Raw genomic sequence first — 12,181 nt, forward strand, 5'->3', positions numbered from 1 at the left:
AGTCCAAAGTTCTGTGCTTAATTTTCAAAAATTCAATCAATATCAATGAAATTTATTTTTTTCCTATTATCTCTTCTTTTTCCATTACATATTTTAGCCTGTAAGTGTGATGGTGAGCCCACTTTAAAAAGTTCTTTTAAAAATGCTACGTTTGTTTTTATCGGCGAAATCTATGATATAACTGAAGTTCCGTCCGGATTCAAAACTTCTCAAAATATATTAAGCAAAGTAAAAATTAACACCATCTATAAATCTGATTATCCAGATGATTTTTATACAGAAAATGCAACTTTAATAGGCTCTCCGCTTAACTCTTGCCATGTTCAGTTCAAAGAAAAAGGAAAATACCTGATATTTGCATATTCTCAAAAAGACACAGATTTTCTATACTCTGATCACTGTTTTGTTCAAAAAAAACTTCAGGAAGTTTCTCCAGATGACTTAAAAGAACTGCAAAAATTAAGCAATGATCACCTTAAACAATTACAGGATCAAAATACTCCAACAGAGATCGTTGAAATTATTGATAAAGATTTTCATTCACTTACTCATACCAATAAAAAATTGAGAAAAGAAATTTCAAAAATCAATGATGAGAATAAAAAATTAAAAGTAACTGTATATTCTGCAATTATTATTTTAATATTTTTAATTATCATTTTGATACTATTTAAAAGAAAAATATTTAACTATAATTCCGAAGGAAATATATAATTTCTGGATCATATTTTACTTACTTTTATCATTCAATTTTCCACGATGAAACTCAGATTATTTTTTATTTTTTTCACTTTTTCAATTATAAAAATCCTTGCTACAGGGCAGGTACCGGACAGAATCATTATTAACAATAAAGAATACAAATTATTAAATAATCCTCTCGAAAAATATTTTGATGAGCATCCGGATGAACATCCCGTTTATGGAAATAAAGACTTAAAAGAAGGAATAAATGAAGTAATAACGATAGGTACAAGCTCAAATCACCGAGGCTATATCGCGACATTTAAAATTGAAAATAATATCCTGAGTGTAGTAGATATTAAGATTCTAGATGTAAATTCAGATAAATACGAATATATTTCTGTTTTCAAAAAAACATTCGGTGACAAAAAAATAGAACTCAATTATTCTGGAGTATTGATCATTCCACAAGGAAAACTGATTCAATCTGCGGATTTCGGTTACTCATCTTTATATGATAAATATCAGGTAATAACCGTTCAGCGCGATAAGATTGTAAAGGATAAAGAGCTGGATCAGGATGGTTTTATAAGGTTTAAAGTTGATCAGTTTGAAGCCTATAAAAAGACTGAAAAGTATAAAGCCGATGTTAAAAAATATCTTGAAGACTGGAATGACAGTAAAAAATCGGATCTATCCAGAGAAAACACCCGTGGAATGTCAAAAAAAGAAATTGCTCAACTGAAAAAAGAGTATGAAACACCACCTAATGAAGAATATATTGAAAATTTTCTTTTCGTAATTGAAAACCTGGATGATATTATAGTGGATTACTAAATATATATTTTATTTCATATGTTTAAAACACATGCTTTTCTTCTCATTCTCCTACTCGTTCTCTGCACAGGCTGTAAAGAAAAAATAAAGCATGATGATCATTTTGTAATCTATCAGGTAAATCCTAAAACACAAAACATAAAATTCTACTGGAAAAATAATAGAAATGAAACTCTGAAAAGTATCGAACATTTAAAAAATGAAGTAGAATCCGGCAATGAAAAATTAATATTTGCCATGAACGGAGGAATGTTTGAACCGGACAACTCCCCGAAAGGACTTTATATTGAAAATTTTAAAATCCTCAAATCAATAGATACTCTCAACGGTTCCGGAAATTTCTATCTGCCTCCCAATGGAATTTTTTATATTACCAAAGACAACCAGGCTGGGATTGTAGAAACAAAAAAATACAAACAAAATACAGCGACCAGATATGCTACCCAATCCGGTCCGATGCTGCTGATCAATGGTAAAATAAATCCAATATTTAAAGAAGACTCTAAAAATCTGAATATCAGAAACGGTGTCGGAATTTCAGAAAATGGAGACGTTATTTTCGCGATGTCTAAAAAGGAAATTAATTTTCACAACCTTGCGCAACTCTTCAAAGAAATGGGCTGTAAAAATGCTTTATATCTTGATGGATTTGTTTCAAGAACTTATCTTCCTGAAAAAAACTGGATTCAGAAAGATGGAAACTTTGGAGTGATCATAGGAATTACAGCACCTCAATAAATTCTTTTTTCCACCATAAAATATACTTAACTTTCTTCAGAATTTTAAAGACAAATTAACTTCATCACTAACTATTAAACATGAAAAAAATCATATTAGATCTTGCAACCACCCTAGATGGATTTATTGAAGGACCCAACGGAGAAATTGATTGGTGCATTATGGATGATGATATGAATTTTGATGGTTTTATATCCGAAATTGATACTATTTTCTATGGAAGAGTAAGCTATGATGCATGGGGAAATTATGAACCTACTGAAAATGCAGCTCCGGAAGAATTGGAATTCTGGAAAACCATTCATGCAAAGAAGAAATATGTATTTTCAAGCCAAAACCGGGAAGATGAGAAGGCAACATTCATCCATTCTGAGCTTGTGGAAAAAGTTTCGGAAATCAAAAAACAGAGTGGAAAAGATATCTGGCTGTATGGCGGAGCAGGTCTTATCAAAACTTTTATTGATAATAATCTGATTGATGTTTACAGAATATCTGTACATCCGATTGCATTAGGGAGTGGCAAACCTCTTTTTGAAGATTTAAAAGAAAGGTTAAATTTAAAACTGGTTGAAACAAATGTATTCAAATCCGGCGTGGTACAACTTATTTATCAACCAATTATTCCTCTGAAATGAATATAAAATTTGACTCCATTATCCTCTATGTTCAAAATATCAATGTATTGAAGTATTTTTATGTTGAAAATTTTAACTTAAAAGTACTCGAAGAAGATAATGTATGGATTCTGATGAATACAGGATCTATAAATATTGGACTTCATAAAATTGGAGAACAATATCTTGAAAAAATGGCAGAAGGACATCAGTTTGACAATAATACAAAGCTCGTTTTTCAAATAGATACAGATATTGAATCAGCAAGAAATGAATTACTCTCAAAAAATGTTCAGATGAGAGAAATCAAAACTTTTGAGGGGTATGATTTCTGGTTATGTGACGGAATAGATCCGGAAGGAAATGTTTTTCAGCTTAAATGTAAAAAGTAAATAATGATTTATCTTAAATCAACAGGCAATCCTATATCATAGTTGAATAAAAAGATCGGCTGAATGGCTAAATTGTATTAAACAGATGTAATAGACCTTCTCTTACAACTGTCTTATAATAAAAAAATACATGAAATCTATTTTAGCATGCCTTATTTTACTATTGGCAGCTCAGCCTGTTTTTTCACAAAAGGCTAAACAGCTTGAACAATTATTCAATGCTTATGACAAAATGGGCGGCTTCAGCGGATCTGTTCTTGTTGCAGAAAAAGGAAAAATTATCTTCGAGAAAGGTTACGGCTACAGAAACGGTCCCAAAAAAGACAAAAATACAAACAACAGTCTTTACCGTGTTTTCTCCACCACCAAAATGTTTACTGCAACTGTTATTCTGAAACTGGAAGAAGAAGGAAAATTATCTTTAAATGATAAACTGTCCAAATACTACCCTACTTTTCCTAAAGGAGACAACATTACCATTGCCAATCTTCTTTCTCATACCTCCGGAATTCCCGATGAAACCTCCTCAGAAAATACAGTAAATGAAGAAATACTGATGAAATATCTTGCTTCAAAGCCATTAGATTTCTCACCGGGAACCCAATGGAACTATTCCAATTCCGGATACTATATTCTTGGACATATCATAAAAAAAGTAACGGGAACAGACTATGATAAAGCTATTGAAAATTACATTCTCAAGCCTTTACAGATGAATAACAGTGGTTTTCATTTCAATGAAGTTACTGATGAAAATAAAGCTTTGGGATATGAGTTTTTATCAGATAAAATGTCCAACGAAGCTTTACGTTTCAAAACAGATCACCCTTTTGCGGCAGGAGCTATGTACTCTACCGTTGGCGATATTTTTAAATTTAACGAAGCTTTTAAAAACTATAAAATCCTGAAAAAAGAAACTGTTGAGAAAATGATCACTCCTTACCTTAATGATCATTATGGATTCGGTTGTGATACTTCGATCATAAATGGTAAAAAAAGAATTGGACATGATGGTGGCGGACCTGGTTACCGAAGCAGATATTACAGAATTCCTGAAGATGACATTTGTGTTATTGTACAATCAAATTACAACTTATCATTCACAGAAATGATTGTTCCACAGATTGAAGATATACTATACAACAGACCTTATAGCATTCCTACTAACAAAAATATTAATCTACAGGAACTGAAAAAGCTGGAAGGAACTTATATTGCTGATGGCACAAAATATTATATCAATATCATAGACGGACAGATTATTTTAAATGGAGGAAATTATGCAAGACTTCCTTTGCTTCCGATTACCAATACAAAACTTCAATTTAGTGAAAAGTTCACTTTTACATTTCAGCCTGACAAAACGGGAAAAATTGAAAACATTACCATTCATTTCTTTGATGGCAGTGTAAAGACCGGTAAAAAAACGAATACGACTCCTGTATGGGGAATTATCGGCGATGCGACTCCTGCGGGATGGGGAGAAACCGATATTCCGTTACAGACAGATACCCAAAAACCAAACGTCTATTTTCTTAAAAATTATAAAATGAAAAAAGGTGGGTTCAAATTCAGATGTGATAATCGCTGGGGCTATAATTTTGGATTGAATAACGATGGTAAAAGCATTGCCATTGAAGCCTACGATTTCCAGATAGAAGAAGATGGTATGTATGATATTGTATTTGATATGACCAATAAAATGATCCCTCAATACAGCATAAAAAAATCTGTTCTATAATATTTAATACTAAAAAATTAAAAACCGTTCTTTTCGAGCGGTTTTTTTGATTTGAAACTTTGGGTTAATATTTTTCTTACTTTTATATAATCCAAAATCACCATTGAAACCAATAAATATTAATATTATGAGCCTAAAAGCATTAATCACCAAAACTGTTCAATACAATAATTGGGTTGTGAATAAATACATTGACTGGTTATCCACAAAATCTGATGAACAGCTTAACCAGGAAACAATTTCCAGCTTCCCTACCATTTTAATAACTCTGCATCATATCTGGCAGACACAGGAATATTGGTGGAGCCATATTTCTGAAAACAATAACTTTGATTTTGCAAAAACAACTGCTGAAACAAGTAAGGAAGAAGTTTTTAGAAACATCAAAAACAATTCACAAAAATTGGTGGATTATGTGGAAGGTTTATCCGAAGAAGAGCTTTCAAAAAATGTCAAGATTGAATCCCAATGGTTTCAGTGTGATTTCTCAAAATATGAATACATCCAGCATGTGATTCTTCACGGAACTTATCACAGAGGACAAATTGTAACGATAGGAAGAAATGTAGGCATAACCGATGCTCCAATGACGGATTTCAACTATTGGAATATTTATAAGGATAAGGAATAAGATCTAAAAAGAATTTCGTTCAATATAGATCATGAAGGCTGCAAAAAATATTATCAATCGTTTTACTTAAGATTACTTTGAATATATCGTAGAAAAAAATATTTATTTCCTTCTCTATTTATTTTTTTTCGCATATTTTCGTTCAAAAATCAACCATGAAAAAAATCTTAAAATTCTTAAAGTACGTTGTACTTTTTGCTGTTACTGCTATCTTAATATCAATCCTCTATGTATTCATAAGCAATAAAATTTTTATAGGAGGCAAAGACTCTGCATTTACAGATTATCTCAGTAAAAATAACGTACAGCTTACGGATAAAATAGACGGTAAATTATTTGACAGTGATTTTTACAATTCTCAGGTTATACTTTTAGGTGAAGTTCATGGATATGCCGACAATCAAAAGCTGGATCAGTATTTTCTGAAATTTTTGAACCAAAAGGCAGGAATCAGATATTATATTGCTGAAATAGATAGTGCGAATTCTCATAAACTTAATCTTTTTCTTCATGGCAGCACAAAAGATCAAAATCTGCTTAAAGAAGTAGTAATCGCTATTCAGAAAAGAATTCCTCAGCAATCCAGTAAAGAGCTATTGGAAAAATGGAATGACATTTATGATTACAATCAGACATTAAAAGATTCTTTAAAAATATCAGTGATTGGCGTTGACACAGATTTCAATGATAATTCCCATAAGATCTCCAGAGATTCGGCAATGATTGTTAATTTTAAAAACTCAGTAAAAAAACTAAATATTGGAAACGAAAAATTTTATGGACTTTTCGGGTTTTATCATGTTCTTCAACATGCTATAAAAAAAGATGGAAAACCTTTTGCCGAAAGACTTAAAAATTCAGGATTCAAAACATCCAGCATTGTAAGCTATACTTTAGACAGCGAAATGTATCTTCCGAAAAATCCACAGTTCCCTACTCCTGAGGATCAAAAAATAGACTGGATCAATGCTGATGGACCCTTTATGCTGGTAAAAGGAATTAATGATTTTAAAGAATTAACGCAACCGAACTCCATGACTTTATTCAAACTAAATTCTAAAGATTCGCCTTATCAAAATTCAGATAAACTGATTTCTATTAAATCCAGAATGTTTGGAGAAAGTTTTACACCACAAGAGAAAACCAACACTCTGGATTATTTTCAATATATGGTATTATTGAAGAATTCAAAGGCATTAACACCAATACAATAGATATTTTACAACTGCATATTATTTCAATGAAAAAAATTATTCCGTTTTTATTACCGTTCATGATTCTTTCCTGCTCAACGAGGAAAACAGCATCTAATGTTGATAAAAATTTTGATTACAACAGACTAGAAAAGGTGCCTGACAGTGTAAAAGTTGAAAATATTGTTATTAAAAACCTTTTCAAGCATCAGCTGCTTGCCAATAGAGACACTCAATACGACTCAACAAGGATTGTTAAAAATGTTTATCTGCCTCATAAAAAACTATGGGACAGCTGCTATGGGGTAATTTTCGGTGATGAAAATGCTCATCTTTTCAACAATCCTAAAGGTATGATTACATGGAATAAAAGTCTGTATGAAAAAAATAAGCAGGATTTTGAAAATAAAGCCAATACCGTTTTAAGTATTGATCTTAAAAAACAGCTTAAACAAACCCTGACTAAATTCAACAAACTGGTTCCCTATAAGCCTACAGCAAAAATAAGTTTGATCTTTACGCCCATCACAGGAATTATTTTCGGAGGATGTAATAATGATCAGTTTGCTTTGGAACTGAATTATAAAGGTGCCGATCTTCTGTATACAATTGAAAAAGGACTTCCTCATGAACTGAATCATATGGTTTATGAACATTTCAGGAATGCTGACCCCAATAGAAATACCGCTCTGAATCAAACCATTGACGAAGGATTTGCATGCTATTTTACATATGAATTCTTTGACAGAAAAATCCCGAAGTATGAAACGGTCAGTATTTCTCAACAAGATTGGGATTGGTTTATCAAAAATGAAAAAAAGCTTTACACTGAATTAAAACCTTACTTTTCTGATACTTCAGGAAAAAATCCATTGCTTCAGAATGATAAGATAAAATTATTTCCTGATGCTCCGAAAAATATTAATTACTGGATGGGATTCAGAATTATCGAAAAGTATGTTGAAAAAAATGGTCCCGATTCCTGGAAAGATGTTTACCAGTTATCTGTGAGAGATCTTTTGGAAAAAAGCAATTATGAAAAATTCATAGACAGTTTATAGTTATCCACAATTTCTAAAGCAAATAAAATCGTCATAAAACCTATATTTCCCTCTTCCAGAGGGGTTTTTCATTGATATCCGTTCCTAATTGTTCAAAAGTATGTGGATAACTTTTCCACATTGATCTCAGCTTTATCAACAAAATGTGGATAACTTTTTAAACACTCTCAAAAATAGCAAACAAAACACTAATAATCAAAACATTAAATTAATTTACTTATTCACAGTAGTTTTCCAACAAATAAAAATCAATGTGAATAATTGATTGTGGATAACTTTTTTAATCGATTTTATTATACTTACTCATAAAGACAATACTTTAACAAAGTATATTTTAAAATATTCCTATACAGAAGCTTATTTTAAAAATTTATATTTTGTTTTTTCGTAAGTTCGTTCTACAAAAAAATCACCCATTCTTACTCTTCTGCTAATAAAAATGAGATGAAAAAAATATTATTCGGGATTTTATTATTTATTTTTCAATGGAGTTTTTCTCAGAACTTACCTTCTTATGAGAATTTTAAGCACTACTCAATTCTTAAAAAAAACGATACCATTAATTACTATGTATATTCGCCCGAAAAGATCAGTAATACAACCGGAATACTTTTATTCATACATGGATCCGGAGCTTTCCCGATGTTTAATATCACTAAGGAAAATAAATCAGTCTCTGTAGTTTCAACGATTCCTTTTGATCTTGAGAAGCTTCCAAAAGATTATGCTTTCATTGTTGTATCCAAAAAATGTGTTCCCTTTGCAACGATTAATCAAGAATACCGTCCTTCAAAATGTTTTTATGAAAATGAATCTCTTGATTACAGAGTTTGGCAATATGATAATGTTATCAATGATCTCAATAAAAAAATAAAGACTCCTAAAAATACAGTAGCAATTGGGCATTCGGAAGGAAGTGATGTTGTTGCAAAACTGGGAACAGTGAACAAAAATCTTACTCATATTGGTTTTTGGTCAGGAAGCGGTAACAGTCAATACAATGATTTTGCCTTAATGATCAGGAAAGAAGTAAGCAAAGGGAAGATTGATGAAAATCTTGCAGCCAAAAAATTAGACAGTCTTTACGAAAAATTAAGTGAAATAGAAGCTCACCCTAATGACATTGATAAATTTTGGCAGGGTAATACGTACAGAAGATGGCATCAATTCTCAGAACCCGCTGTTGAAAACCTGTTAAAAATAAACGTTCCTATTTTCGTTGCTATTGGAACCAAGGATCAGGCAGTTCCTGTTGAATCCTCTCTCCTGATTAAGTCTGAGTTTATCAGAAGACATAAAAAAAATCTTATATTCAAAACATATTCTGATTATGATCACGGATTTGAAACAGTTCCCAAAGATCCTAATGAAGAACCACAGGACAAATGGATGGATGTTTTTAAAGAATTTATGGATTGGGTTGAAAAAAAATAAGCCAATAACGATCTCCATTTGTAGAATTTAATTAATTTAATCTACTGAAAATCAAATTAAAAAAAGTTATCAACCTGCAAATGATCGTATTCATTAAAAATATATTCATCATTTTATTTTCTCTCACCATAATGAGTTGCAGTACTCAGCGTAAGGAAAATTTTAAGGCAAAAGAAATTTATAAGTCTGAAAACTTAATTATTACTCAGATTTCAGAGAACTCTTATATTCATACTTCTTTTAAGCAAACCAATGATTTTGGGAATGTTCCCTGCAATGGGCTTATTGTTAAGAATAATCACGAGACCATTGTTTTTGATACTCCTACCAATAATCAAAACTCGGAAGAATTAATTCATTGGATCACTGAAAATCTTCATTCTAAAATAAATGCTGTTATTCCCACTCATTTTCATGATGACAGCTTGGGAGGATTACAGGCTTTTCACTACAAAAAAATTCCTTCTTATGCCTATTCCGGAACTATTTCTTTAGCAAAAGAAAATAATTTCGTGGTTCCTGAGAACAGTTTTAATGATTCTATTGTTTTAAAAGTGGGTAATGAAAAAGTTATCGTCAAATTTTTCGGTGAAGGTCATACAAAAGATAATAGTATAGGTTATTTTCCAAGTGAGAATATTCTTTTCGGAGGGTGCCTTTTAAAAGAGCTTGAAGCGACCAAAGGTTATCTGGGTGATGCGAATGTTTCACAATGGTCTGCAACTGTTGAAAAAGTAAAGAAAGAATATCCGAATGTACAAATTGTAGTCCCGGGACATGGTGAGTATGGAAATAAACAATTACTTGATTATACTATAAAACTATTCGGAATTCAATAGAAATTACCATCATTCTACTGAATATCAAAGAACATAATTTTCATTTTAGTATAATTTGATTCTTCTCTTTTTCTTATAAAATCAGGATTACAGCAAGATATTCTTCGTTTTCCAAAGGCTTTTTGTAATTTAGATTTCTTTAAAACCAATTCAACCTCATCATAAAATAAATTTCTATGGAAAAATATGCAGTATCATCGGATCGACAGAAAATTCATTATAAGGAATCCGGAAATGGAAATACAGCAATCATACTGATACACGGCTGGCTTGGCAATGCTGAATGGTGGGCAGACCAGGAAAATTATTTCAAAAATGATTATCGTGTGATACAAATGGATCTTGCCGGGCACGGAAAATCTGATTCTACACGAAAAGACTGGGCAAGTGCTTTGTATGCAGATGATATTAAAGCAGTTGCAGAAGCTGTAGATGCTCCGGAAATTATTCTTGTGGGACATTCCATGTCAGGAGCTTATGTTCTTGAAGCATCATTGAAAATTCCAAACGTAAAAGCCATTGTTTTGGTAGACACATTAAAGGATCTTGATGAGTCTTTTACAAAAGAGCAGGCAGAAGAAATCATGTTCACTCACTACCGTCGGGATTTTAAATATGCTGTAGAAAACTTTCTTCCTCAATATCTTTTTGCAGAGCAAACACCGAACGCTGTAAAAGAAAGATTGCAGCATGAGTTTCTTCAAAATGATTCGGAAAAGGCAATCAATGTACTCAAACCTTTATATGCAACAGATTTCAAAAGAATTGCAGAACAGGTTCAGATCCCGGTAATAGCTATTAATTCTGACGCATCACCCACCAGCCTTGAAAATAACCGTAAGTATTTAAAAAACTATGATTATGTAACAATCAAAGGTGTGGGGCATTATCCAATGCTTGAGAAGCCTGAAGAATTCAATGTAATCCTTGACGGAGTTTTAAAAAAATTAACCTAAAAACCTCAATTCACGGCTGCAAATCATGCAAAACACTAAGATATTTACCACCGCTTTTGCCAGTGTTTATCCACATTATGTTCAGAAAGCAGAAAAGAAAGAACGTACCAAACAGGAAGTAGATGAAATTATCTGCTGGCTTACCGGATATGATGAAAAGGGTTTACAGAAACAACTGGATAAAAGAACTGATTTTAAAACTTTTTTTGAACAAGCTCCTCAGATGAATCCTAATGCATCATTGATACAAGGCGTGATCTGTGGTTATCGTGTAGAAGAAATAGAGGATGAACTGATGAGAAATATCAGGTATCTGGATAAAATGATCGATGAGCTAGCGAAAGGAAAAAAAATGGAAAAGATTTTGAGAGAATAATTTTCTGCGATCTTAATTATTAAAACTGCAGAAATAATCTACTATAGATATTTTAACACAATTAAATGAAAAAATTACAACGAGAAGACATTCAGATTCTCAGCAGATACAGTGATTTGTCTGAGAAAGATGTCAGTGAAATTCTTAACCAGAATATTTACAATCAAAAACCAGCGTGGGAAAAATTCTTAAAGCTGATTTTTATAAGCCTTGGTATAGGTTTTACTGTATCCGGGATTATTTTCTTTTTTGCCTACAACTGGGCAGAATTACCAAAGTTTGCAAAAATCGGATTAACGGAAGCATTAGTTATAGCAACTACTAGCTTAGCTTTATTTCTGAAAATCAATAATAATATTCGGAACATTATTCTTACGGGAGCATCGGCGCTTGTAGGAGTTTTATTTGCTGTATTTGGACAGATTTATCAGACGGGAGCCAATGCCTATGATTTCTTTCTGGCATGGACTATTTTCATCACTCTTTGGGTAATTGTAGCTGAATTTGCCCCTTTATGGCTTATGTTTATCGCCCTGGTGAATACTACATTGGTTTTGTATTCACAACAGGTCGTTAAGGATTGGGACGGATCAATTGTCACGACTTTGCTTTTTATTTTAAAGTTTTCAGGAAAAACCTATATCGGTTGAATACAAGTCTTTTATAGAGATTCTCAAAGAAGTCA

At 31.9% G+C, this 12,181-nt stretch carries 14 protein-coding genes; all 14 read left to right on the forward strand.

All coding sequences use genetic code 11. The features are described from left to right. Window positions 1–45 precede the first annotated feature (45 nt). The gene (locus BW983_RS08290; protein ID WP_076551524.1) at window positions 46–714 is read left to right on the forward strand and encodes a hypothetical protein; all 669 of its coding nucleotides are present in this window, start codon (window positions 46–48) and stop codon (window positions 712–714) included. Window positions 715–759: 45 nt separating this feature from the next. After that, the gene (locus BW983_RS08295) at window positions 760–1,521 is read left to right on the forward strand and encodes a hypothetical protein (RefSeq protein ID WP_076551525.1); all 762 of its coding nucleotides are present in this window, start codon (window positions 760–762) and stop codon (window positions 1,519–1,521) included. 18 nt (window positions 1,522–1,539) lie between these two features. Beyond that, window positions 1,540–2,259, forward strand: coding sequence for a phosphodiester glycosidase family protein (locus BW983_RS08300; RefSeq protein ID WP_076551526.1), 720 nt, complete (start codon window positions 1,540–1,542; stop codon window positions 2,257–2,259). 80 nt (window positions 2,260–2,339) lie between these two features. Next, window positions 2,340–2,894 (forward strand): dihydrofolate reductase family protein, encoded by a 555-nt coding sequence (locus BW983_RS08305; RefSeq protein WP_076551527.1) that lies wholly within the window; start codon window positions 2,340–2,342, stop codon window positions 2,892–2,894. Then, on the forward strand, window positions 2,891–3,265 hold the full coding sequence (locus BW983_RS08310) for a VOC family protein (RefSeq protein WP_076551528.1): 375 nt from the start codon (window positions 2,891–2,893) through the stop codon (window positions 3,263–3,265). Before BW983_RS08305 ends, BW983_RS08310 begins: the two co-directional genes overlap by 4 nt. Before the next feature lie 130 nt (window positions 3,266–3,395). Continuing rightward, window positions 3,396–5,006: a serine hydrolase gene (locus BW983_RS08315; protein ID WP_076551529.1), complete on the forward strand. Its 1,611-nt coding sequence runs from the start codon at window positions 3,396–3,398 to the stop codon at window positions 5,004–5,006. Between the two features lie 127 nt (window positions 5,007–5,133). After that, window positions 5,134–5,637: a DinB family protein gene (locus BW983_RS08320; RefSeq protein ID WP_076551530.1), complete on the forward strand. Its 504-nt coding sequence runs from the start codon at window positions 5,134–5,136 to the stop codon at window positions 5,635–5,637. A gap of 155 nt (window positions 5,638–5,792) precedes the next feature. Further along, complete coding sequence (locus BW983_RS08325; protein WP_076551531.1) at window positions 5,793–6,851, forward strand: alkaline phosphatase family protein; 1,059 nt, start codon at window positions 5,793–5,795, stop codon at window positions 6,849–6,851. Window positions 6,852–6,877: 26 nt separating this feature from the next. Next, window positions 6,878–7,891 carry a gliding motility protein GldB-related protein gene (locus BW983_RS08330; protein WP_076551532.1) on the forward strand — a complete coding sequence of 338 codons (1,014 nt, stop codon included), beginning with the start codon at window positions 6,878–6,880 and terminating at the stop codon, window positions 7,889–7,891. A 444-nt stretch (window positions 7,892–8,335) separates the two neighbouring features. Then, window positions 8,336–9,325, forward strand: coding sequence for a dienelactone hydrolase family protein (locus BW983_RS08335; RefSeq protein WP_076551533.1), 990 nt, complete (start codon window positions 8,336–8,338; stop codon window positions 9,323–9,325). An 80-nt stretch (window positions 9,326–9,405) separates the two neighbouring features. Further along, window positions 9,406–10,164 (forward strand): CHM family subclass B1 metallo-beta-lactamase, encoded by a 759-nt coding sequence (blaCHM, locus tag BW983_RS08340; RefSeq protein ID WP_084184382.1) that lies wholly within the window; start codon window positions 9,406–9,408, stop codon window positions 10,162–10,164. Between the two features lie 176 nt (window positions 10,165–10,340). After that, window positions 10,341–11,120, forward strand: a complete 780-nt coding sequence (locus tag BW983_RS08345; RefSeq protein ID WP_076551535.1) for an alpha/beta fold hydrolase — start codon at window positions 10,341–10,343, stop codon at window positions 11,118–11,120. Window positions 11,121–11,145: 25 nt separating this feature from the next. Continuing rightward, window positions 11,146–11,496 carry a DUF2200 domain-containing protein gene (locus BW983_RS08350; protein WP_076551536.1) on the forward strand — a complete coding sequence of 117 codons (351 nt, stop codon included), beginning with the start codon at window positions 11,146–11,148 and terminating at the stop codon, window positions 11,494–11,496. Window positions 11,497–11,561: 65 nt separating this feature from the next. After that, window positions 11,562–12,146 carry a DUF2157 domain-containing protein gene (locus BW983_RS08355; protein ID WP_076551537.1) on the forward strand — a complete coding sequence of 195 codons (585 nt, stop codon included), beginning with the start codon at window positions 11,562–11,564 and terminating at the stop codon, window positions 12,144–12,146. Window positions 12,147–12,181: the final 35 nt, after the last annotated feature.

Origin of the sequence: Chryseobacterium ureilyticum (genome assembly GCF_900156735.1) — a bacterium.
GTDB classification, from domain to species: Bacteria; Bacteroidota; Bacteroidia; order Flavobacteriales; family Weeksellaceae; genus Chryseobacterium; species Chryseobacterium ureilyticum.